This is a genomic window from Mycobacterium sp. 050272 (assembly GCF_039023525.1).
Classification (GTDB): domain Bacteria; phylum Actinomycetota; class Actinomycetes; order Mycobacteriales; family Mycobacteriaceae; genus Mycobacterium.
In genome coordinates this window covers 264,258-287,281 of sequence record NZ_JBCHKV010000002.1, presented here as the reverse complement: position 1 = coordinate 287,281, position 23,024 = coordinate 264,258, and the positions used below count along the sequence as shown (strand labels likewise).

22 protein-coding genes and 1 tRNA gene are annotated in these 23,024 nt (G+C 64.6%); 9 read left to right on the top strand and 14 right to left on the bottom strand.

Going from position 1 to position 23,024, the window contains the following annotated elements; genetic code table 11:
* Position 1: 1 nt before the first annotated feature.
* The 4 genes from kdpB to AAHS21_RS06120 all read right to left on the bottom strand — a co-directional run bounded on the left by kdpB (position 2) and on the right by AAHS21_RS06120 (position 5,633).
* Positions 2 to 2,149 (bottom strand): potassium-transporting ATPase subunit KdpB, encoded by a 2,148-nt coding sequence (gene kdpB / locus AAHS21_RS06135; protein ID WP_342926802.1) that lies wholly within the window; start codon positions 2,147 to 2,149, stop codon positions 2 to 4.
* Positions 2,149 to 3,819 carry a potassium-transporting ATPase subunit KdpA gene (gene kdpA, locus AAHS21_RS06130; RefSeq protein WP_342926801.1) on the bottom strand — a complete coding sequence of 557 codons (1,671 nt, stop codon included), beginning with the start codon at positions 3,817 to 3,819 and terminating at the stop codon, positions 2,149 to 2,151. The genes kdpB and kdpA overlap by 1 nt, the downstream gene beginning before the upstream one ends.
* Complete coding sequence (locus tag AAHS21_RS06125) at positions 3,819 to 4,019, bottom strand: potassium-transporting ATPase subunit F (RefSeq protein ID WP_342927101.1); 201 nt, start codon at positions 4,017 to 4,019, stop codon at positions 3,819 to 3,821. Before AAHS21_RS06125 ends, kdpA begins: the two co-directional genes overlap by 1 nt.
* A 261-nt stretch (positions 4,020 to 4,280) precedes the next feature.
* Positions 4,281 to 5,633: a DUF2254 domain-containing protein gene (locus AAHS21_RS06120; RefSeq protein WP_342926800.1), complete on the bottom strand. Its 1,353-nt coding sequence runs from the start codon at positions 5,631 to 5,633 to the stop codon at positions 4,281 to 4,283.
* A gap of 160 nt (positions 5,634 to 5,793) precedes the next feature.
* On the opposite strand from AAHS21_RS06120, the gene AAHS21_RS06115 reads away from it, so the two are divergent.
* Positions 5,794 to 6,411 (top strand): DUF6611 family protein, encoded by a 618-nt coding sequence (locus AAHS21_RS06115; protein WP_342926799.1) that lies wholly within the window; start codon positions 5,794 to 5,796, stop codon positions 6,409 to 6,411.
* A 54-nt stretch (positions 6,412 to 6,465) separates the two neighbouring features.
* On the opposite strand, the gene AAHS21_RS06110 is transcribed toward AAHS21_RS06115, so the two are convergent.
* The 6 genes from AAHS21_RS06110 to AAHS21_RS06085 all read right to left on the bottom strand — a co-directional run bounded on the left by AAHS21_RS06110 (position 6,466) and on the right by AAHS21_RS06085 (position 11,893).
* The gene (locus AAHS21_RS06110; protein ID WP_342926798.1) at positions 6,466 to 7,971 is read right to left on the bottom strand and encodes an ATP-binding protein; all 1,506 of its coding nucleotides are present in this window, start codon (positions 7,969 to 7,971) and stop codon (positions 6,466 to 6,468) included.
* Positions 7,968 to 8,744 carry a response regulator transcription factor gene (locus AAHS21_RS06105; protein ID WP_090605832.1) on the bottom strand — a complete coding sequence of 259 codons (777 nt, stop codon included), beginning with the start codon at positions 8,742 to 8,744 and terminating at the stop codon, positions 7,968 to 7,970. The genes AAHS21_RS06110 and AAHS21_RS06105 overlap by 4 nt, the downstream gene beginning before the upstream one ends.
* Before the next feature lie 224 nt (positions 8,745 to 8,968).
* Positions 8,969 to 9,253, bottom strand: a complete 285-nt coding sequence (locus AAHS21_RS06100) for a WXG100 family type VII secretion target (protein ID WP_036469090.1) — start codon at positions 9,251 to 9,253, stop codon at positions 8,969 to 8,971.
* A gap of 48 nt (positions 9,254 to 9,301) precedes the next feature.
* Positions 9,302 to 9,598 carry a WXG100 family type VII secretion target gene (locus tag AAHS21_RS06095; RefSeq protein ID WP_090602180.1) on the bottom strand — a complete coding sequence of 99 codons (297 nt, stop codon included), beginning with the start codon at positions 9,596 to 9,598 and terminating at the stop codon, positions 9,302 to 9,304.
* A gap of 140 nt (positions 9,599 to 9,738) precedes the next feature.
* Entirely contained in the window at positions 9,739 to 10,902 is a 1,164-nt protein-coding gene (locus AAHS21_RS06090; RefSeq protein WP_342926797.1) for a PPE domain-containing protein, read from the bottom strand.
* Between the two features lie 61 nt (positions 10,903 to 10,963).
* On the bottom strand, positions 10,964 to 11,893 hold the full coding sequence (locus tag AAHS21_RS06085; protein WP_342926796.1) for a PE domain-containing protein: 930 nt from the start codon (positions 11,891 to 11,893) through the stop codon (positions 10,964 to 10,966).
* A gap of 357 nt (positions 11,894 to 12,250) precedes the next feature.
* Between AAHS21_RS06085 and AAHS21_RS06080 the strand changes: the two genes are divergently transcribed.
* Positions 12,251 to 12,324 (top strand) — tRNA-Leu (locus AAHS21_RS06080).
* 101 nt (positions 12,325 to 12,425) lie between these two features.
* Here AAHS21_RS06080 and AAHS21_RS06075 read toward each other — a convergent pair.
* From AAHS21_RS06075 to AAHS21_RS06060, 4 genes are all read right to left on the bottom strand, one after another.
* The gene (locus AAHS21_RS06075) at positions 12,426 to 13,082 is read right to left on the bottom strand and encodes a hypothetical protein (protein WP_342926795.1); all 657 of its coding nucleotides are present in this window, start codon (positions 13,080 to 13,082) and stop codon (positions 12,426 to 12,428) included.
* 96 nt (positions 13,083 to 13,178) lie between these two features.
* The gene (locus tag AAHS21_RS06070; RefSeq protein WP_342926794.1) at positions 13,179 to 14,156 is read right to left on the bottom strand and encodes a methyltransferase domain-containing protein; all 978 of its coding nucleotides are present in this window, start codon (positions 14,154 to 14,156) and stop codon (positions 13,179 to 13,181) included.
* Positions 14,157 to 14,220: 64 nt separating this feature from the next.
* Positions 14,221 to 14,550 carry a DUF732 domain-containing protein gene (locus AAHS21_RS06065; protein WP_342926793.1) on the bottom strand — a complete coding sequence of 110 codons (330 nt, stop codon included), beginning with the start codon at positions 14,548 to 14,550 and terminating at the stop codon, positions 14,221 to 14,223.
* Between the two features lie 131 nt (positions 14,551 to 14,681).
* Positions 14,682 to 15,902 (bottom strand): class I SAM-dependent methyltransferase, encoded by a 1,221-nt coding sequence (locus AAHS21_RS06060; RefSeq protein WP_342926792.1) that lies wholly within the window; start codon positions 15,900 to 15,902, stop codon positions 14,682 to 14,684.
* Between the two features lie 107 nt (positions 15,903 to 16,009).
* On the opposite strand from AAHS21_RS06060, the gene AAHS21_RS06055 reads away from it, so the two are divergent.
* From AAHS21_RS06055 to AAHS21_RS06025, 7 genes are all read left to right on the top strand, one after another.
* Positions 16,010 to 16,804, top strand: coding sequence for a hypothetical protein (locus tag AAHS21_RS06055; RefSeq protein ID WP_342926791.1), 795 nt, complete (start codon positions 16,010 to 16,012; stop codon positions 16,802 to 16,804).
* A 65-nt stretch (positions 16,805 to 16,869) separates the two neighbouring features.
* Complete coding sequence (locus tag AAHS21_RS06050; RefSeq protein WP_342926790.1) at positions 16,870 to 18,456, top strand: esterase-like activity of phytase family protein; 1,587 nt, start codon at positions 16,870 to 16,872, stop codon at positions 18,454 to 18,456.
* A 110-nt stretch (positions 18,457 to 18,566) separates the two neighbouring features.
* Positions 18,567 to 19,322 carry a dienelactone hydrolase family protein gene (locus tag AAHS21_RS06045; RefSeq protein ID WP_342926789.1) on the top strand — a complete coding sequence of 252 codons (756 nt, stop codon included), beginning with the start codon at positions 18,567 to 18,569 and terminating at the stop codon, positions 19,320 to 19,322.
* 12 nt (positions 19,323 to 19,334) lie between these two features.
* Positions 19,335 to 19,607: a DUF6295 family protein gene (locus AAHS21_RS06040; protein ID WP_342926788.1), complete on the top strand. Its 273-nt coding sequence runs from the start codon at positions 19,335 to 19,337 to the stop codon at positions 19,605 to 19,607.
* A gap of 7 nt (positions 19,608 to 19,614) precedes the next feature.
* A complete protein-coding gene (locus tag AAHS21_RS06035) occupies positions 19,615 to 20,385 on the top strand; it encodes a DUF427 domain-containing protein (protein ID WP_342926787.1) in 771 nt (256 codons plus the stop codon).
* Between the two features lie 204 nt (positions 20,386 to 20,589).
* Positions 20,590 to 21,360 carry an alpha/beta hydrolase gene (locus AAHS21_RS06030; protein ID WP_342926786.1) on the top strand — a complete coding sequence of 257 codons (771 nt, stop codon included), beginning with the start codon at positions 20,590 to 20,592 and terminating at the stop codon, positions 21,358 to 21,360.
* A gap of 433 nt (positions 21,361 to 21,793) precedes the next feature.
* A complete protein-coding gene (locus AAHS21_RS06025) occupies positions 21,794 to 22,942 on the top strand; it encodes a YncE family protein (RefSeq protein ID WP_342926785.1) in 1,149 nt (382 codons plus the stop codon).
* Positions 22,943 to 23,024: the final 82 nt, after the last annotated feature.

Below are 23,024 nucleotides of genomic sequence, written 5' to 3'. Positions count from 1 at the left end.
GTCAGGACATCCCTGGGACGAATTGGATAATCAGGTCGATGAGCTTGATCCCGATGAACGGGGCGATGATTCCGCCGAGCCCGTAAATATAGAGGTTGCGGCTCAACAGTTTTGACGCGCTGCTCGGCGTGTAGCGGACACCCCGCAGCGACAGCGGAATCAGCGCCACAATGACGACCGCGTTGAAAATCACCGCGGACAGAATTGCCGACTGCGGGCTGTGCAGCCGCATGATGTTGATCAGATCCAGCCCGGGAAACAGTGCGACGAACATGGCCGGGATGATCGCGAAATACTTCGCGATGTCGTTGGCGATCGAGAAGGTGGTCAGCGCTCCACGGGTAATCAGCAGCTGCTTGCCGATTTCCACGATCTCGATGAGTTTGGTCGGGTCGGAGTCCAGATCGACCATGTTGCCGGCCTCTTTTGCGGCCGAGGTGCCGGTGTTCATGGCCACCCCCACGTCGGCCTGAGCAAGAGCCGGAGCATCATTGGTGCCGTCACCGGTCATCGCGACCAGTTTGCCGCCCTCTTGCTCGCGTTTGATCAGCGCGAGCTTGTCTTCCGGCGTGGCTTCGGCGAGGAAGTCGTCAACACCGGCCTCATCGGCGATCGCCTTGGCGGTCAACGGGTTATCGCCGGTGATCATCACCGTGCGAATGCCCATCTTCCGCATCTCGTCGAAACGATCCCGCATGCCTTGCTTGACAACGTCTTTGAGATGGATGACTCCGAGCACCGCCGCCTCGCCGTCGCGGGTCTCACCGACGACCAGGGGGGTGCCACCGCCAGCGGAGATGCCGTCGACGATCTCGCCAAGCTGATGCGGTACGTCGCCGCCCTGGCCGCTTACCCATTCGGCGACCGAGCTGGCCGCCCCCTTGCGGAGCAGATGGCCGTCCAGGTCGACGCCGGACATCCTTGTGGTAGCCGAGAATTCGACCCACTGGGCGTGTGCGAGCTCGCCCGGTGTGCGTGCCCGCAACCCGAAGTGTTGTTTGGCGAACACGACGACCGAGCGGCCTTCCGGCGTTTCGTCGGCCAGGCTGGACAGCTGCGCGGCGTCGGCCAGTTGCTCATCGGTGACGCCGTCGAGGGGGATGAAAGCGGCGGCCTGCCGGTTACCCAGGGTGATGGTCCCGGTCTTGTCCAGCAGCAGCGTGTTGACGTCGCCGGCGGCTTCCACCGCCCGCCCCGACATCGCCAGCACGTTGCGTTGCACCAGCCGGTCCATGCCGGCGATGCCGATCGCGGACAGCAGCGCACCGATGGTCGTAGGGATCAGGCAGACCAGCAGCGCCACCATCACGATCCCGGTGACCCCGCTTGCGTTGAGCGCCTCGCTGTTTGGGACACCCGGGTTGTTCATCTTGGAGTAGATCGCGAGCGGCTGCAGGGTGGCGACAGCGAAGACGAAGATGATCGTCAGCGCGGCCAGCAGGATGTTCAGCGCGATCTCGTTCGGGGTTTTCTGCCGGTTGGCGCCCTCGACCAGTGCGATCATCCGGTCGATGAAGCTTTCCCCGGGTTTTTGGGTGATCTGCACGACGATGCGGTCGCTGAGCACGGTGGTACCGCCGGTGACCGCCGAGCGGTCGCCGCCGGATTCCCGGATCACTGGTGCCGACTCCCCGGTGATCGCCGATTCGTCCACTGACGCAATGCCTTCCACGACGTCGCCGTCACCCGGTATCACCTGCCCGGCTTCGACCACGACGACATCGCCTTGTTGCAGCAGCGGCGCGGCGACTTCCTCTTCCACGCCGGAGGCGCCGGGCGCCCAGCCCTTGAGGCGCCGCGCCATGGTGGAGGTTTTCGCTTTGCGCAGGGTTTCGGCCTGGGCCTTGCCGCGGCCCTCGGCCACCGCCTCGGCGACATTGGCGAACACTACGGTCAGCCAGAGCCAGACCACGGTCAGCCACGCGAACCAGGTCGGGTTGATGATCGCCAACACGGTGCTCCATGCGGCGCCGATCTCGACGATGAACATGACCGGGTTGCGCCACAGCGTGCGGGGATCGAGTTTGCGCAGCGCATCCGGCGTCGACTTCCACAGCATCTTCGGGTCGAGCAGACCGCCCTGTACCCGTTTCGTGGTGTCGGGGGTCGCGGACTGCGACTGCGCAGCCGAATCGACGGTCGCGGTCATCAGTGAATTCCTTCAGCGAGAGGCCCAAGCGCGAGCATGGGCAGGAAAGTAAGGGCAACGAGAATCAGCGTGACGCCGGCGACCATTCCGACGAATTGCGGCCTATGGGTGGGCAGGGTTCCCGCCGATTCGGGCGTGGCACCCTGCTTGGCCAGCGATCCGGCCAAGGCCAGCACCAGCACGATAGGCAGGAATCTGCCGAAGACCATCGCCAGTCCGAGGGCGGTGTTGTACCAGTCGGTATTGACGCTGATTCCAGCGAATGCCGATCCATTGTTGTTGGCGGCGGAGGTGAACGCGTACAACACTTCCGAGAGTCCATGCGGGCCGGTATTCAGCATGCCGGCGCGTTCGCCCGGCAGCGCCATCGCTATCGCGGTTCCGGTCAGCACGATCAGGGGTGTGACAAGGAAATAGCTTGCCGCCAACTTGATTTCGCGCGGGTTGATCTTCTTGCCGAGGTATTCCGGGGTGCGGCCAACCATCAGGCCTGCGATGAAAACGGTGATCACCGCCAGGATCAGCATGCCGTAGAGGCCCGAGCCGGTGCCACCGGGGGCGACCTCACCGAGCTGCATGTTGAACATCGTGATCATTCCGCCGAGGCTGGTGTAGGAGTCGTGGAACGAGTCGACGGCACCGGTGGAGGTCAGCGTTGTGGAGTCGGCGAACACCGCCGAATCTGCCACGCCGAAGCGCTGTTCGACGCCTTCCGTAGCAGCACCAATCGCGGTCGGCACCGTGCCGTGATGCTGCAACTGGAACCACAGCATGAGCGACACGCTGACGAGATACAGCGACGCCATGACCGAGGCAATGGCGTAGCCCTGCTTGGTGCTGCCCACCATGCGCCCGAAGGTGCGGGGCAGCGAAAAGCTGATCACCAGCAGCAGGAAAATCTCCAGCCAGTTCGTCCACGGGTTCGGGTTCTCGAAGGGGTGTGCGGAGTTGGCGTTGTAGAAGCCGCCGCCGTTGGTGCCAAGCTCTTTGATGGCTTCCTGGCTGGCCACCGGGCCGCCGGTGATGGTCTGTTGGGTACCGGCAAGCGTGTTGACCACCTGGTCGTTGAGGTGGAAGTTCTGAATCGCCCCACCCGCGATCAACACGATCGCCCCGATGACCGCGATCGGCAGCAGGATGCGCAATGTGCCGCGCACCAGGTCGACCCAGAAGTTCCCCAGATCGCCGGTGCGCCGGCGGGCGAACCCGCGCACCAGCGCAACCGCCACTGCCATGCCCACGGCGGCCGAGACGAAGTTCTGCACCGCCAGCCCGGCCATCTGCACCAGGTGGCCCTGCGTCGATTCACCGGAGTAGGCCTGCCAGTTGGTGTTGGTGACGAAGCTGACGGCGGTGTTCCAGGCCAGCGCCGGCGTCATCTTCGTGGCCGGATCATGCAGATGCAACGGCAATTTGCCTTGCACGAGCTGGAATACGAACAAAAAGAGGATGCTGATCGACGAGAATGCCAACACGCTTCGGGCATAGGCGCCCCACGTTTGCTCGGATCGCGAATCGACACCGATCAGCCGGTAGATCACCCGCTCGACAGGGGAGTCCTTCTCCGATGTGTACACCCGATACATGTAGTCGCCCAACGGAATATGCACCGCGGCGAGCGCCACGACGAGCACGATCAGGAAGACGATTCCCGCCGATGTTGTGCTCACTAGAACCTCTCCGGGAACAGCAGGGCGCACCCGAGAAACAGTGCGAGAACGACGGATAGCGCCAATCCGACGATGTTTTCGTAGCTCACAGCCGCTCGACCAACTTCTGCACCAGGCCCAGCACGGCGAACACCGCCACTGTGAGCACGACGAATACCAACACGCCCATCTTGTCTCCGTTCCGCGCCGAACGCGTGCATACGAAAGGACCTCATCGAGTCAGCCACACCGCAGTCCTCGGAGGCAAGGTCAGCTTGAAATTAATCGGGGCCAGTCCGATAGGGCCGTTGGTTGATACTTTCCTAACGGCGCCGCAGTGCACCTTTGCGGTTTCTTTACGCCACTATGTTCGAACCCGATGGCGCTGTTCAGGCGTGCGTTCACCTCGCCGGCGAGCCCTGCGGCTGTTCCTGCTCGGCCGCCGTCACGACGGACCCAGGCGCGCGGTTCGTCGTGGCCAATTACGAGTCGCGACAGAGCTTTTCGTGGAGGTCGGCTAAAGCGACGTAACGGCGCTCGACGTCGGCGCGGTCAGAGTGCTCGGAAACCGACTCCACATTCGCGCGCTGAATCATGGCCGCCTGCTCCATCAGGACTTGTGCGCGCCGCGGATCGGTCGTTTGTTCCATGATCGTCGTCAACGCGTCGAGCTGACGGATCATTACCGCCGGCATCCCCCGGCCGGCTTGGCGGATTTTTTCAAACGCTCGCTGTACCAGCCGCTCATAGCTGACTTGATCAGAGATGACCCGGATGATCCCGCGACGGTCGCGGTGAACTTGAGTCGGCGCCCATATCGGCGCAATCTTGCACAGGCAGTCGCCGAGCCAATCGATGCATGTCAGCGCGGTAAAGGTGTCGTTGACGGCGGGGGAGAGTGCCCGGATAGCGATTTCGACGAGCTGATCGACACCGAAAGCGACATCCTGGGTCAGAGTGCGATGGGGTCCCGTTGCCTGAGCCCGCGCCAGGTAGTCGGCCACCCGCTCGGCAGCGGTGGAAGGCCACACGCTGGCCAGTTCACGGCCTTCAACCAGGAAGTGTCCCGGGCGGTACGGCAGCCGGATCACCGCGTCGGCTTGAGCGGCGACGCGGACCAGCGCCTGATGCCGGATGAATTGCAGGTAACCGCTTTTGGGCGTGGGTATGACGCTGCCCGCGGTTTCAATCCTGGCGAGCAGCTCGTCGAGCGACGGACCTTGCGCAGGTTTGCGCGTCGCGAATTTCGGTTGGTCCTCGCTCTGTATCGCCACGGCACGGCCCAGATCTTTGGCAATGCCGGCAATCACCTGGGGTAGCTGGATTTGGGTGGCGATGTGGTGAATGAAGTAGATCAGGACCATGACATCGATGAGAACCAGGCCGAAAGCGGTCGTGATCGAAATGTGGGGCACGAAGTCGCCGCGATTTCCGGGGCCGATCGACACCAGCGTCACAATGCAATACACGAACGTCGCCACGAACGCTCCCAGCGTGAGCTGAGTACCGCGGTCGCGGATGAAGTTTCGCAGCATCCGCGGACCGAACTGCGTCGACGCGAGCGTCAGGGTCACGATCGTGATGGAAAAGACGATGCCGACGACGGTGATCACCGAAGCCGCAATAGAGGTCAGAATCTGGCGGGCGGCATCGGCGGTGCCGCTGATCACCCACCCCGGAGGCTGGAGCTCACCCTGGTACGCCGCCCGGTCCAAGCACAACGTCAAGGCGAAAAGGCCGAGCGCCGCGAGTATCACCATCGCCGGAACCAACCACAAATTGGTGCGCAGTTCTTCTCGCCGCCACTCCGGCCACACCAGACGCGGGCTAAGCATCAGATCAGCGCGGCTGCCGGCGAACACACACCGTAGCGTTCACTACCACGGCCGATATCTAACTGAGCAGCCCCGACTAGCGCAAGCTCCGGCCGGCAAACGCCAGCTCGGGTGCATCGGATGAAAAAGTTCCGTAAATGTTGGCGCAACGCCCGTATGGATGCTGTTTGGACCAGGGCGCGCGTCCGGCGAGCGGCGTACATCTGGCTTCATGCACGACACGCGCGAGCGAGTTGCCCGACCCGACATGGCCCGGACGACACACGCGGAACCTTCAGCATGGGGACGGTGGTCGCGGCTGCTCGACGGCGCCCATCCGTGGGGATCGTTTGATGCCACGGTCGGGCGATACGGAGTTCAGCAATTTCAGCTGGTCATCTATCCGCCCGGCAGCAGCCTCGTCGATCGGCAACTGGCGCGGCTATGGCGGGGATGGCCGATAAGTGGCGCTGCGCTCGGGTTGATTGCGATGGTGCTGCTCGGCGAGGTGGCCGCCTCGCCTGACACAGTGCTGGCTTTCGCCGTCGGCTGCTACATAGCCATCGGCGCGCTGCTTTTCCTGACGGCCGGACCCAGTCGCGTGAAGGTTAGGTCTGTGTCGATCGCCCTGATGCCCCACGTCGACGCTTGCGAAATTAACAGGTACGTCGAAGGTCTCAGCTTGGTCGCCATGCTGACCCGCGCCGACCGATTGCTTCGGGCGGGTGCGATCTCATCGGACGAGCATGAGGCGATTTGGCAGGAAGCCTACGAGCGTCTCGGCGCGATTCAAATCTGATGTGCTGTAGCGGATTTCCGGGTCCGCCGGCGCGCGTCTCACCGAGCCTGCGGGTTACCCGCCCGGGGCGTCGATCATCGGCAGCCGCACCTTGAAGACCGTTCGGCCGTGGGCGGATTCGGCACTGACCGAGCCGTGATGGGCCTTGACGATCGAACTGACGATGGCCAGGCCCAGTCCGATGCCCGACCCGTCGGATCGGGAGGTGTTCGCGCGGACGAATCGCTCGAACAGCCGGGGCAGCAGATCCGCGTCGATGCCGGGACCGTTATCGGCAACACTCAGCTCGGCGTGCGCAGCGCCGGAATCAGCGCGCTGGCAGGTGATTGCGGTGGTGACTGTGACGCCGGGCGGCGTGTGCAGGCGGGCGTTGCTGTGCAGATTGCTGACGGCTTGATGCAGCCGGGCATGGTCGCCACGCACCCAGACCGGGCCTTCGGGCAGGTCCTTGAGCCAAATGTGTGTCGGCGCCGCGGCCGCGGCGTCGTTCACCGCGTTGATGACCAGTTCGGCCAGGTCCACGTCTTCGTTCTGCAGGTCCTCACCCTCGCCCAGGCGGGAGAGCAGCAGCAGCTCCTCGACGAGCAAAGACATCCGCTGTGCCTCGGACTCGATGCGCGCCAGCGCGTACTCGGTGGTCGGTGGCAGCGCCGAACTGTCCTGGCGGGTCAGCTCCGCGTAGCCCTGAATCGCCGCCAGCGGTGTTCTCAGCTCGTGGCTGGCGTCGGTGAGGAACTGCCGCATGCGCATGTCGGAGTCGACGCGATGCGCCAGCGCGCTATCCACGTTGTCCAGCAACCGGTTCAGTGTGTGTCCGACGATGCCGACCTCGTTGTCCGGATCGGTGTCTTCCTGCCGGACCCGGACGCTGATTCGGTGGTCGTCGCCGGTAAGCGGCATGGCGGCGACTTCCGCGGCGGTCGCCGCGACCCGGCGCAGCGGGCGAAGTGTGTAGCCGACCACCCAGACGGTGAGCCCGGCGGTGATCACCAGGGCGGCCGCGATCAGCAGGCTGGTGGTGATGTATTTGCGGGCCATGATCTGGTCGGCCAGCTTCACCGACATCCCGACGATCAGTAGATCGGATCCCTCGCGCCGGCTGTCGACGCGGTAGGCGCCCAGGCTGCCCAGCCGTACGGTCCTGGGTGGTGCGTCGGCCCAGGACAGCGACTCGATCGCGTGAATCACGTCGGGCGGGGCGGGTTTTGGTTCGTCCTCGGAAAACACCGCGGAGCCGATCACGGTGCCGTTGTGCACCACGGCGATCAGGTTGCCCGGTGTTTGGCCGGTGAATTCCAGCATCGCCTGGTCCACCGGCGGAGTGCGGCGGTGCGCCGAGGTGTGCTCGCCGTTTCGGTATCGGGTGTAGGAGTTGCTCAGCGCATCGAGCGACTCGGCGACATCGGCGTCGCTGATCGCGGTGACGTAGCCGCGCAGGCTGAGCACCGAGACCACCCCGACAGACACCAAAACCACTGTGACAACGGCTAATACGCCTATCAGTAATTGGCGGCGCAGCGACCGGGGCAACCAGAAAGGGGTATTGCGCTGGCGCGTCATTCCAGGGGTCGCAGCATGTATCCGACACCTCGCACGGTGTGGATCATCGGCTCACGGCCAGAGTCGATTTTCTTTCGCAGATAGGAGATGTAGAGGTCGACGATGCTGGTGCGCCCGGCGAAGTCATAGTTCCAGACGCGGTCCAGGATTTCGGTACGGCTCAGCGCGCGGCGCGGGTTGCGCATCAGGAAACGCAGCAATTCGAACTCGGTAGACGACAGCGATATCGGTGTGCCGTCGCGGGTGACTTCGCGGCTGGCGGTGTCCAGCCGAAGATCGCCGACCTTGAGCGCTTCGGCGGCCGGCGGGGACAGCTGGCTGGACCGGCGCAGCAACCCGCGCAGACGTGCGACCAGTTCCTCGAGGCTGAACGGCTTGGTCATGTAGTCATCGGCGCCCGCGGTGAGGCCGGTGACCCGGTCCATGACCGAATCGCGTGCGGTCAAGAACAGCGTGGGGGTGTAGACGTCGGATTCGCGGATCCGCTGCAGAATACGCAGTCCATCCATGTCCGGAAGCATGATGTCGAGAACGAGGACATCCGGCGTGACCCGGTCAAACTTGGCGAGTGCTTCGCGTCCGTTGTGGGCGATCTCCACCACCCAGCCCTCGTAGTGCAGGGCCATTTTGACGAGGTTGGTGAGAGCCGGCTCGTCGTCCACCAGCAAAACCCGGATGGGTGAACCGTCGGCACGATAGATCCTTGGCAGCTGTCCCAGGATGGCTTGACGTGGGCGCTGGCTACCCGCGTATCCGGACGTTACGGCGGTCATGTCCTTGAATTCTCGCAAAGCACATAAGCGCTTGTCACGGAGTTCATAGACTTCTCAAATCTTGAGAAGTGCCGGATCGCGTGCGGCGTGAATATCGTCGCAAACGACGTTGTGGGCCAACGAATTTCACTGACGTGTGCACCCGGGCCGGGCAATACGGCGCCGGCGCACATGAACGGGGCCGCACACCGATTGGTGTGCGGCCCCGGTTGAAGCGAAGGGTGTCAGGCCCAGCTGGACCCGACGGCGCTGTCGGTGCTGGCCATGTTGTTGCCCGCGGTCTGCACCTTCTGCCCGTGCTGGTTGGCCTGCTCGTAGATCACCTGGAAGTTGCGACCCAACTGGGTGATGAACTCCTGGCACGCCACCGAACCGGCGCCACCCCAGAAGTCACCGGCAGCCAGCACATCGCGAACGATGGCCTGGTGCTCGGCCTCCAACGAAGCGGCCTGCGCGCGGATCAACGCACCGTGCGCGTCCACATCTCCGAACTGGTAATTGATCGACATTGTCTATCCTCCTGAGTGAAAAGTTCTGGGATCCAGTGGTTTTCGCGGCTAGTGGCCGAGGGCCTGCTGCGAGGCCTGCTCTTGCGTCTCGTAGTTGTTGGCGTCACGGATCAGTCCGTCACGCACGCCGTGGAGCATGTTGACAATGTTGTTGAACGCCTGGTTCATCTGACCCATCGTGTCGTACGACGTGGCCTGGGCCTGACCGCTCCAGCCCGCACCGGCGATGTTCATCGACGACGCCCACATCTTGCGAGCCTCATCCGACACCGTCTGCGCGTGCATCTCAAAACGGCCCGCCATCGCACGCATCGCGTGCGGGTCGGTCATAAAACGTGTTGCCATGTTGCCTTTCTCCTTTTTTCGGGTGATGCCTTCGATAGGTGGAAGTCTTGGCGCGGTGGTAGCCGCGCAGCGGATAGATTACGGCCTAGCGGTTAACTGCCGGCCTCGAGCGAGTGACATGTGACCCTTGATTTCGGCGGTCACACCACAACCTGCTTGGGCATGACGATCGGCTTGAAGCCATACCGCGGACCCGAGCCGAAGGCGCCGGCGCCCTTGGCTCCGGCCACCATGCCGGGCATGCCGGGCGCGCCCATGACCGAGGCTTCCTCGGTGGCCGCGGTCCAGCCCGAACCCTCGATCGGAGCGGTCGCTGCCGCCAACTCCGTCTGGGGTGCAGCGTTGGCCGCCCAGCTGGCCGGCACCGACAGACGGCTCACGGTCTGCGCCCCGCCCATGCTCGCCGTTGCTGCGCTGCCCAAGCCGCCCGCCGGTGTCACCGAGCTGACCACGGAGCCCTCGATGATGCCGCCCGCACCGGCCGGCACCACGTCGCTGACCGCGGCCGCCGGCACCGCGGCGCCGGCCAGCACGTGGCCCAGTGAAACCGCGGTCGGGATGGTGATCATGCTGAACCAGGCCGCGGTGTTGACCGCACCGTTGATGGCGTTCAGCACCGAAGGCGTACCGAGGAAGCCGTCGATCGACTGCAGAATGTTGTTGCTCGCGACAGGGTTGGTGATCCCTAGCGAGTCGAGCAGCGAATTCAAGTCGAGTGCTTGCAACGCCTGGGGCGCGAGGTCCGCCGCCTGGACCGGGGCGTCGGCGGCTTGAACGGCGGGGTCCACGGTTGAGGTCAGTGGTGTCACCGGCTGCAGCATCCCGGCGGCCGCGTCACTGGCCGCCTGATACGCGCTCATCGCGGTGGCGTCTTGCACCCACATCTCCGAGTACTCCATCTCCAATTCCGTCACCTGCGGGAGGGTGAAGGGGAGCCCGGCGAGTGCGGCGGTGAATTCCGCGCGGTTGGTGAAGACCAGCGCCGGGTTGACCACCCCAGCGTGAGCGGCCTCAAAAGCCGCCGCCGACGATGCCGCAGCGGAGCCCGCCTGCTCGAGTGCGGTTGCCGTGTCGGTCAAGTAGGTCAAGATCGGCTGCGCCGCGGTCGCGGCCGCTGCCGACCCGCCGCCTGTCCACGCCTCGGTGGTCAGCAACGAGATGATCGACTCCCACGAGGTCGCCGTGGTGCTCACCTCGGCGGCCAGGTTGGCGTACGCGGTTGCGGCAGCCATCAGCGGCGCCGAGCCCGGCCCGCTCCACACCAGCGTCGAGGTGATCTCCGGGGGTAGTGCTGCAAAGTCCATAACCATTTTGGGTATCCGCTCCTGTTCGAAGAATTCGCTTGGTGGTTAACCGTGAAAGTTGTTAGACGGCAGTCAGTTTCGGCATGACGATCGGCTTGACGCCATAGCGCGGCGCGCCGAAGCCGCTGGAGGTGCGTCCCGCGCCCGTGACCATGCCGGGCATGCCGGCCATCGGCGCACCAGCGCTGGCCTGTGGCGCCGCGCCGGTCCAGCCCACGGTGTGCAGCGGGGTGGCGGTGGTGCCGACCACCGGAGTGACTTGACCGCCAACCCAACTCGGCGGCACCGCCAGATTGCCGACCAGGGTGCCCTGGCCGATGCCGGCGACCACCGGCGTCACGGCACCGCCCATGCCCGCCGGCATCGGGGTGGTCGAGGCGGCCAGGTCCGCGGCGCCCGCTGCCGCGGCGGCGTCGCCGATCGTGTCGCTACCGGCGGGAAGCAGACCACCACCGGCCATACCGACGAGGTTCGATGCGGCCGAAGCCCAGTTGCCCGCACCGATGTTGAGGATGTTGGCACTGTTACTGGACAGACCGAACATGCCGCCGAGCATCGCAGAGTTGGTGTAGTTGCCGGTGCCGCCGAGCAGGTATTGCAGCCAGTCGAGGCCGGTGGTGCCGGGCCCGGCCGCCTGGACTTGCGAGACCGGATCCGACAGGAGGCTCATCTGCGAGGGGTCGGCCGACTGAAGCAGGGCCGACGCCGCGTTGTTGGCCTCGGTGTCGCTGTAGCTGTTGGAGCTGGTGCCCAGGTTGGTCGTATACGTTTCCAGCTGGGTCTGAGCTTCCCCGGCGGTCGTCTGGTAGGTGGTGCCGAACGCGGAGAAAAGCGCCGCCTGCTGCAGCGACACCGCATCGGCGCCGGCCGGAGCGACAACCGTCGTCGCTGCCGCGGCGCCGGCATTCTGCGCCGCCAGATTGGCATTGATCGCTTCCAGCTGCCCCTGCGCGGCAAGCAACTCTTCAGTCACTGTTGTCAGGAATGACATCCATTGCTCCTCTAATGTTCGAACCATGTCGACCCAAAGAACTGGGTCAACCCTGAGTGGTGGTGTACAAGCCCCTGTGTACTGGCGTAAGGCTATTTCCCCCAGTCACCAACTTCCCGATCGAAAGGGCGCGGGTGACGGGCGTTTACGGCGTTTTAACGCTGGTGCCGGCAGTTTTAACAGGGTCCTGTCGGCCGACATGGCGGTGACATCTGTTACGAAGCGTTGGGTAGCTGGACGTCGCGCGGCGCGCGGATCTTACGCGAACCGTGACCCACGCGCACGTCCTGAATTCGGCCACATTCGGGGGGCGCGGTGTCCCGCGATCGGGTCGCGCGCGCTAGATTCGCCGCCGGGGCCCCCATAGCCCAATTGGCAGAGGCAGCGGACTTAAAATCCGCCCAGTGTCGGTTCGAGTCCGACTGGGGGCACGGAATTAGAGCGTGGTTCTGGGTGCTCCGTGGCAGTAGGCCGCTGATCGCTGCGCGGCACAGTCGACTCGGGTGAACGAAATCGTGCCGTGCGAAGCCCGCTACCTGCCGACTTGGTGTTCGACGTTTCGTTTGAGTACCGCCAACATGCGTGCCTGCATGATCCAGACGGTAAGGGGAAAGAAACAGGGAACCACGAGACGTTCAAACCATCGCGGGCGGAAGGCTTCGTAACCGCTGATGACGAGGCGTGTGTGGCCGCCAGGTAGCTCCTTCAATTGGAAGCCCCACAACCCTTCGGCGTATGCGCACGGCCGCGGGCGATTGAGGTCCAGCTGATGGCCCCGCAGATCGCTGAGCCCGTGCAGACCTAAGAAACGATTCGGTTCTAGCCGTTCAACCCGCCATGCATTCACTGCGCCGCGGCGAGTCCAATACTTGACGTAATCTCCGACGGCGAGATCTTGCCATTCCGGATGAACTTTGCGAGCACTCGGGCGGCCACCGTTGTCGAGGCGGTCCCAGGAGTACCAACCCCCACGATCGCCACCCAGCTGGACCAGCCACGGCCAAACCCGTTGCGGCGCAGCCTTAATCGTGACGGCCATCGTCGCCCCACGCTTGCCGTCGGGTACCAGCCCAGCCCCGGGGAAAGGTCCAGTTATCTCCACATCCGTTGCGCCCCAATGCATAAGCCGGGGCCGCACAAATGCTCCGTAGATGACTGCTGCTGTTCCGGCGGCCGCCGCCACGGCCACGCGTCGTACCATCACAGGGTAAGTGTGGGGCCCTCTGGTGCGACTCGCGAGGGACCAATGACCCAACTTGGGGCCTGACCGTTTCGTTCGTCAGGTTCAACCGCGGATGGCGATCTCAGACATCGCACCCTGGTAGTAATCGATGATGTCGGCCTCGCTGATCGAGACGTCGCTTTTGCGGCCGAGGAAGAATACGCTGCTGGCCCCGTCGATCGCGTGTCTCGGGTCGAGGATGCGGTCGATCCAGCTGAGCCAGAAAAAGCAGAGCACTGCGAGCCTGCCGAGCCGGCGGGAGCGGGTGAGAGCCCGGACGAAATAGTCGATCGACCAACGCAAAGCGGTGCCGGGGCCGGCCACACATCCGGAGTCAATGCGTTCGAATCTGCGGAACAAATAGCGGTGCCCGCTATCGGTAAAGCGGGTCAAATCGTAAGGCCCCTCGGAGACCTGCTGGATGAACGGCGAGTCGGCGTACACGATTCCCCGGCTATGCAGCACCCGGTGGATCTCCTTCGCGACTACCGTCGGCTCGAGCACATACTGAAGCACCGCCTGGACGACCACGCCATCGACGGAGGCGTCGGACAGCGGGATCGCGTGACCGTCGGCGACGAATTGGACTATCGGGCTGGCGTAGATATCGAAGGAGATCAGATCGATATCCGGGTCGGCGTAGAGCTTGGCCAAGCCGTCGCCCTGGGAGCCACCCCCGATCACGAGAACCCGCGGTCGCCGCCCGGTCGCGACAGCGTCGGCCCGGAGTAACTCGAGCATCCGGTCCACGCTGGCCGCGGCAACGGTGTTGGCGGGGTGTACCAGCGCACGCAGTGTGCGGTTGAGCCCGGATCGGGCGATATCGGAGGCGCCCTGGGAAGCCTGCAAACGATCGGCGTCGACCACGCTGTGCTCGAAGTCGACGAGGGCCGGTACCCCGGAGACGGTCGGGAACGGCACTTCGGCGTATCTGCAAGAAGTATTGCTGCATCGCAACGAACCGGCGTCGGAGCGTACCGTGGCGGCGCAGCGCGGACAGATGAAGAGGTTTTCGCGGACCATCGTGTCCAGGGCAAGCACCGATCAACCTTAGCTCGCGGCCATCCGCGGGAAGCGAAATTGCCTCCGGAGCCCGAGGTCAGCTCTACATTTTGCTGCGGTTCTGCGGGCAGTAGGCCGCAACCGCCGCGCCGACGATGCTGCCGGCACCCATGTTGCTCACTCCCAGCGCCTTCTTCACATCGTCGACGGTCTGGGCCATCGTGTCCCCGGCGTCGAAGTCCTGACACACCGCGTGACCGGCGTTGATCATCATCTGGTCCTGGCCGCCGGGCCAGGAGAGGCCACGCTGCTGCAGCGTGTGCAGGAAGGTGTCATCCGCCCCGTCGGCACTCGCGATCGGGGCAGCGGCGATGGCGACAAGGCCGGTCGCGACGGCGGCGATCGGGCCCGCCAACCATGCCGTGTTCTTCATATATGTCGACCCCCTTGACGTGAACCATGCAGGACCAGAATCCTAACTTCGTCTTGACATTATGTCTCGACAACGGATCTCGCGGCTGTGCGCGCCAGCCCTGGGCGCGAGATACTGCCGCGCACAACTTATTACGCGTCGTGCTCACCCGCGCCGATGGCCATCGACAGGAAGTCCAGCCGCCAGAGCTCCTGAAAAAGCTTGCGCGCGAAGTGCTCCGCTTCGCCGATGCCGCCGCCACCGCGCTGCGCAACCCCGGCGGCGATCGCCCGGATGCTGCGGTGGCCGTCGACGAGTTGCGCGAAGGGCAGTTGAGCCGGGCCGAGGCGCAGCCGATAGCCGGGTCCCAGCAGGTCGGCTTCCGACAGCACGCACGCGGTACGCGACATCGGGACGTAATCCAGCGCCGCATCCGCCGTGAAATCGATCGTGTACTGCTCTTCGGGACGGTCCGGGCGACAGGCCATGAAGAAATGTGTCGCGTTGGCCGTCTGCAGCCGCTCCATCACCGACCACAGTTCGGTCTCCGGCAATTTGGCCAGGTGATCCACGAATTTGCTTGCCGGAGTGAACATTTCGTGTGGGTAATACGGCGACTTGTGGAACCACCCCTGAAAGGTGAGCCCGGCCGCGGCGACCAGTTCGCGACACTCGTCGACGGTGTAGCTGCGCTGGCGACCGTGCAGGAACGTATCGACAAGCGCGCCGTCGGTTACCAGATCGCGCGCCACCGCCAGGTAACTGCGGACGGGGTGGCCCGCGGGCAGCGTCGCGATGGCGTCCTTGACCGCCTGAACCGACGCGTCGTCCTGGGAAAGGCCCATGTCGCTAAAGACCGACTCGAGCAGTTCGACCCCGATCCGTCCGTATTTGGCGTAGAGCATGATCCCCATCGCGCCCTCGCGTCGCAGGCAACCCCCCAGCGCCGCCATGCCGGCCAGCGGATCGGCCAGGTGATGCAGAACGCCGGTGGACACGATCAGGTCGAAGTCGCGGCCCAGCGCCGACACCTCTTCGATCGGCAGCAGGTGCAATTCCAGGTTGTCCAGGCCGTGCTTGTCCTTGAGGTAGCGCTGATGGTCCAGCGCCGACTGGCTGACGTCGATCGCCACCACCTTGGCCGCACGGTTGGTGAAGGCGAAAACCGACGCCTGGTTAGCTCCGCACCCCGCGATCAGAATGTCGAGGTCGGGTCGATAGCCGCGGTCCGGCCACAACACCCGGTGCGCCCGCATCGGGTCGAACCACTCCCAATTGTTCTTCGAGTAGGCCTCGAGGTCGTCAATGGGTGGCGGGTACTGCCACCGATCGTATTGCCGGGAGACCACGTCGTTGCGCGGATCGTCGTTCACTACAGACGCAATGTAATGGGTTTGCCCGGTCGCCGCAGGATGCCCGGCGGCGCCGATGCGGCGGTGCCCGCCGGTGCAGGAGGGGCTAACTCATACACTGGCCCACCGTGGGCATGCTCTTCGGATTTGCGCCGTGGCTTATCTACTGGGTGTTGGTCGGCAACGTCCCGTTCAAGACCGCGGTGGTGGTCGCGCTGGTGATTGCGATCGCCGCATTTGCGATCGGGCGCGCCCTCGGGAAGTCGAGCGGGATCCTGGAGATCGGGGCGGTAGCCACGTTCGCCGTGCTGACGGTTCTGACCTTCACGCTCAGCGAGACGTTCATGCATCGATGGATTCAGCCGCTCAGTAGCGGCGGGATCTTCCTGGTGGCCCTGATCGGGCAGCTGGTCGGCAGGTCGTTCGTGCGCGAGTTCGCCGCCGCCGAGCAGCCCCCTGACGTGGTCAAGACCGAGCTGTTCGGCCGCATCACCGATGTCTTGTCCTGGATCTGGATCGCCGCGTTCGCCGGTATGACGGTGTCATCCGCGATTCCGCCGGTGCTCGAGCAGTTCGGGGGGCAAGCGGCCACGATCCTGGACACGAAGACCCCACTGCTGTTCATCTGCTACTGGGTGATTCCGTATTCGTTGCTGGGGGCGGCGGCGCTCGCGTCACGGTATGTCCCGGAGCGGATGCTGGTCGGGGTCGACGACCTCGCCCGGGAAACGTCGTTCGTCGCGTACGACGAAGCGACGATCGATGAGCTGTATTACCTTGCCCAGGAACACGCGAATCGCGAGGTGGGCCCGGGCAAGGAGGCGTACAACGTGAAGGTCGGGGGGATGGGAACTCCGCTGACCGGCGACGAGTCACGCAAGTCGTGGCCGTCGTCTTACAAGGTGCGCGATAAGAAGGGGTAGGGCGCGCAACGTCTGCTCGCGCGACATTCATCAGCGAGACAACTTCCACTTGTTAGGTCGATTGCATGGCATCCAAGAGGATCTGGCCCGTCGCTGCCGTCACCGTGCTCCTTACGGCGGCGGCCTGCTCGTCAGGCCATTCCGGGTCGGGCGCTAAGCCGGACTTGAGCACGCCCGCCGGTAAGGCGCTGACCATCACCCCGGAGCAGATGCTGGCCGCGACGGAGGGGGATACGCCGGTCGCGTATGCCAAGCCCGAACACGGCACCATCACCTACGGCCCCAACGGCGCGATGATCTACACCCCGGACGCCGGGTTCACCGGCACCGACCAGCTCCACCTCACCTCCACGCCCAGCGTCAAGCTCTATGCCGAGAATCTGCCGCCGCTGGCCACCATCGGCGGCGTCGCCGTCCAGGCCAATGCGCATGGTTCGGCAATCGCCCCGGTGCCGGGTAGCTCCAACGAGATCTACGGCCTGACCGACCGCGGCCCCAATGTTCCCGGGCGTACGCCGAACGAAATCGTGTTTCCCATACCTGATTTCCACCCGCAGATCGCCAAGCTCAAGCTCGCCGACGGTGTGGCATCGGTCGAGAAGATCATCACGCTCTCAGGCAAGGACGGGGCGCCCCTGGTGGGGCTGCCCTACCCGCAGGCCACCGCCGCCGGCGAGTCGGTGGTCGACCTCAATGGCGCGCCGTTGCCGCCCTCGGATCACGGTCTGGACGGCGAAGGCTTGGTCGCATTGTCCGACGGCACGTTCTGGGTTTCCGACGAATACGGCCCGTTCATCGTCCATTTCGACGCCAATGGTAAAGAGCTGGAACGTCTTTCGCCGATCGACGCAACGCTGCCCAAGGAGCTGTCGCTGCGCAGCCCGAACCAGGGCCTAGAGGGCCTGACGCTGACCCCCGACGGCACGACGCTGGTCGGCATCATGCAGTCGGGCCTGCAGACCCCGGGACTGGTCGGCCCGGCGGCGTCGGTCCCGATGACGCGCATCGTGACGGTCAAACTCGCCAACCACAGCGACGTGCACGAGTATCTCTACCCGTTGGCCAACCCGCAGCAGACCAAGGTGGCGGTCTCGGAAATCACCGCGGTCAGCAACACCACGTTCCTCGTCGACGAGCTCGACGGCGAGCCACAGCCCAACGGCAACAAGAAGATCTATCTGGCCGACATCTCCGGAGCCACCGATGTCGGCCCCCGGGAGACGGTGCCCGGTGCGACCTATCAGGCCGACCGTGGCGGGTTGTTGATCAACAACGTTGCGATCGAGACCTTTGTCGGGATCGGCGGGGTCGAGGCGGCCACCGACAAACTCGCCGCCGCTGGAATCTCGGTGGCAGGCAAGAAGCTCAAGCTCGATCTCACGGATCTGCTGCGCTCGTTGTCGGCCGCCGGAAACTTCTTCGGACACGCCAAGATCGAAGGCATCATCACCCCCGACGGCGGAAAGACGTTAATGGTGGCCAACGACAGCGATTTCGGGTTGGACGGCGTGATTTCCACTAACCCGCCGTTTGCGCTCAAGCCCAAGATCTTGCCCAACGGCGCGCAGGACAGCGGCGAGATTCTGACCGTCGACATGAGGAAATTGCCGCCCACGATGGAGGCGGAGACGGTGCCCATCAAGGTGGGCTGAGCCCTTCTCGCTGAAGTTCGGATACGTTGGTTTCCGGCGGGCGCACCACCAGCACCCGGACGAGCCGCACGCGCTCCGCAATCGATGGCGGCCCAGCAAGGAGCATCTCGATGAACTCGGTCAGCCCAGATGCCATTCGCGCGGAGACGATCACCATTACCGGCCACGGTGGCGATCAGATCGAGGCTTATCGCGCGATGCCGCTCGCCGAAGGATCGCGCGGCGGCGTCGTCTGGATCCATCACATGCCCGGATACGACCGGGAAACCAAGGAATTCGTTCGCCGGCTGGCCGTCAGCGGCTACCACACGGTGGCGCCGAACCTGTACTCCCGCGAGGCGCCGGGTGCGGCTCCCGACGACGCGGCCGCAGCGGTACGCGCGGCCGGCGGGGTCCCCGACGACCGGCTGGTCGGCGATGTCGCGGGTGCTATCGAACACCTGCGGTCGCTGCCCGGCGCGAACGGGAAGTTCGGCGTGATCGGGCACTGCTCGGGCGGGCGGCACGCCTACCTGGCGGCCTGCTCGCTGCAGTTGGACGCGGCCGTCGACTGCTACGGCGGCCGCGTCGTCGAGGATGCCCGGGAGGGAATGCCCAAGGCCATGACGCCGATCCTGCACCTGGCGCCGAACCTGAGTTGTCCGTTGCTGGGCCTGTTTGGGGCCGACGACGTGTTCCCGACGCCCGCTGCGGTGGCCACGCTGGACGCCGAGCTGACCAAGCTGGACAAGCCGCACGAGTTCCACTCGTATGACGGCGCGGGCCACGCCTTCTTCTCCGTCGACCGGCCCGCTTACCGCCCGGAAGCGGCGGTGGACGGCTGGCGTCACATCGACGAATTCTTCGCTACTTACCTGAAAGGCTAGGTCCGCCAAGCTATGTGCACACATCTGACCGAACATGTCGAGATCGATGGCAGTGGCAAAGGCGCGCAGGGGTGGTTCGGCGCTGACCGCGCTACGGTCTATGTCGATCACGCCGTGCACGCGCCCTACACGCACACGGTCAACATCGACGTGATCAACCCGCAGCTCGGCCCGTCGGCACGGGTCGCGCTGGAACTCACCGAGGAAAGTGCGCTGGCGTTGGCCGACGCCATCCGCAAAGCGATTTCGAATGCCCCGGTCGGTCTCGCTTCCAAGGACCAGTAGGTGACCCATGACGAACGAGCCTGACTACCCGCAGACGGCCGCCGCCCGGGGACGCATCGAGCCGGTGCCGCGGCGGATCCGGGGTTTCCTGGGCGACGAGCTGGTCTTCGACACGACCGCGGCCCGCTATGTGTGGGAAATCCCTTACTACCCGGCCTATTACGTGCCACTGGCCGATGTGCGCGCCGGGTTCCTGCGCGACGAGAACCACGCGCAAAAGGTGCAGTTCGGGCCGTCGCGGCTGCACGCTGTGGTTGGGGCCGGTCAGACGCATCCGTCGGCGGCGCGGGTGTTCGACGCCGAGGCTGACAGTCCCGTCGCGGGCACCGTGCGCTTCGAATGGGATGCGTTGCGCTGGTTCGAAGAAGACGAACCCATCTACGTCCACCCGCGCAATCCGTACTCGCGGGTCGACGCGCTGCGCTCGCACCGCCACATCCGGGTCGAGCTGGACGGCATCGTGCTGGCCGACACCCGATCGCCGGTATTGCTCTTCGAAACTGGTTTGCCGACAAGGTATTACATCGACCCCACCGACGTTGACTTCGCGCATCTGGAACCCAGCGCGACGCAGACGCAGTGCCCGTACAAGGGCGTGACGTCGGGCTACTGGTCGGTGCGCGTCGGTGACACCGTGCATGCTGACCTCGCCTGGACGTATCACTTCCCGCTGCCGGCGATCAGCCAGATCGCGGGGCTGGTGGCGTTCTACAACGAGAAGCTGGACATCGCCGTCGACGGCGTCAGTTTGGATAGGCCGAAGACGCACTTCAGCTAGCCTTGGTGGCTCGCGGCGATGGCTGTTGGCTCGCGGCCGACCATCCTCATTTGCCAAATCATGTTGGGCACCGACGTTGGTCATCAGATCTGCGGTATTTGTGCCCTACAGACGCCCCGCCTCGGCGGCAAGTATTACCAAGGGCCGGCGTGTTCGCCGACGCGTCCGACAGCCGTATTGGCACGCCTAGACAGGAAAGCGACGATGTCGACCAGCGCACTCACGCTCGTGCTGATCCCGTGCTTCTCCGGAGCGCCATGGGAGGGTCGACAGTTGGCGCCGTTCGCGGGGCGCGACATCATCACGATGCGGCTTCCCGAGGGCCTGACCGACGTCGAGTCCTACGCCGACTTCGTCGCCGAGCAGGTGCGGGGACTCGAGTCATACGTTCTGGTCGGTGATTCTTTCGGTGCCGTGATTGCACTCACGCTGGCAACCCGCCAACCCCCGGGTCTCGTCGGTCTCGTGCTGTCGGGCGGCTTTGCCGCCAACCCGCTGCCTCGCTGGAAAGGAATCGCCTCTCGCGCATCGCGCTTGGCCGTGGGCTTTCTCTACCGACAAGGGACCCTGCGGTTCCATGCGTTGCAGTTGGCTTCGAAGTTTGATGCCACCGCACAAGTCCCGCACACCCAGGACGACTATCGGCAGCTGTTCATCGATAACACCCCCCGGCGCAGCTATACCGCGCGGGTTACCTCCGTCATCGACTTCGACATCCGCGACCGGCTGGCGCGCGTGCAGGTCCCGACCCTGCTGATCACGCCGGAGGACGACAAGCTGGTCGGCACTCGCGCTGCCAAGGAATTGCTTGCCGGTATCCCCGACGCTCGCGAGGTGATTCTTCCGGCGACCGGCCACATGTTCCGCTTCACCCACCCCGACCTGTACGGACACACCATCGTCGATTTCACCGACCACTTGGTAGCCCCCGGACGCACCGCGGTAACCGATCGAACAGGTGTCCGGCAAACGTGACTGCCAACGCACCGGCGCACCCGCTGGTCAACGAATGGAGGGTTTGAATGATTCGCCACCAAAGCGGAATTTGGATATTGTGATATTTCCCTCTATTTGCCTGGAAAAGATAAGAAATTCTTACTTTTTATCTGCTCGCGACCCGCGCATATTAGTTAGCTAAAAATGAGTATTACAGGTTCAAAGGCTATGAAAGCGTTTGCTGAGCGACTACTCGGCAACTTCCCTTCAGGCAGAATTAGCTTGCTGCAAAGTGAGGTGTCTAACAGTCCTGAATTCATGCTTAACGGCCAAGATTCAGGCGGTAAAATTTGTTCGAACGGCCCGCAATTTTTGCGGCTGTATGTGGTTTAGTTCGCGGCCACGCGTGTCGCCCGGCTCATACCGGGCGAGCGCGCAGATGGCCGATATCAACAGCGAAGGCGGTGCGAACGTGAGCGAGATCAACGGCCGGGAGGCCGCCCGCGAGATCGTCGAGATGGACCCGACGCCGATGGCCCCAGTGGCCGTCGAGATTGCCGTCGGCAACGGCCCGATCAGCGGCATCGCGATGAGCCGCGATGGCAGCCGGTTGGTGGCGACCCACTATGCATCCGACAGCGTCTCGGTCATCGACACCGAGACTTTTCGTGTCGTGGACATGATCGACGGCGTCGGCGAACCGTTTGCCATCGCGGTGGGCGGCTCGGGAACGGGTCGGGCGTACGTCAGCACGGTGTCGACGGCCTATGACTCGATCCACGTCATTGACGTGTCCACCAACGAGGTGGTCGCGACGCATCCGCTGGCGCTGAGCGTCAGCGATCTGGCCGTCGATGCCGCCGGGCACCAGGTGTACGCCAGCCGCAACGCCAACGGTGTTGCCAACCTGGCCGCTCTGGACACCGAGACCGGCAAGATCCGGTCGATCACCGTCGCGGATTCGGCCACCACGGAATGCGTGCGTGTCAGCGCCGACGGATCACGGGCGTACGTGGGCGTCAACGGACCCGCCGGCGGCCGGCTCGTCGTGATCGGCACCAAAGCGCAGCCCGAGCAGGCCGCGGCCCGCACCAGCTGGCGCGAGACGCGCAGCACCGGCGAACGGACCCGGCTGCAGGTGATCGGCGCCGTCGAGATCGGTCTGCCCGTCCGTGACGTCGCGCTGAGCCCCAATGGATCGCTCGCCTACGTGGCGAGTTGTGCGCCCGAGGTGGGCGTCGTCGTCGACGTCGTCGACACGCGGACCAACAAGATCACCAACACGCGCAAGGTCGGCGATATCGGCGGCATTCTCACCGGGATGACGCTGTCCGCCGACGGCGACCGCATCTACCTGGTCAGCGACGACAATGTCACCGTGCTGTGCACGCTGACCCACGACGTGATCGCGACACTCGGAGCGGGGATGCAACCGTCCTGCGCGGTCGAAAGCCCGGACGGCAAGCGTCTCTACATCGCCGGCTACTCCGGCGCGGTGAGCGTCACGCCTATCGCGTCGGCCACGCCGATGGCCCTCGAGAGTGCCGCGGCGATGGGCGAGCTGTCGACGACCGGTTGGCTGGTGCCCGACGTCATACCGCACGAACCCGTGCTCGCCTGAGTTTCTGCCCGGTCCCGCCGCGGTGCAACACGCTTTGTCAGGGAATGCGGTTTCCCGTCGCGTAGCGCGGCGATACCATTCG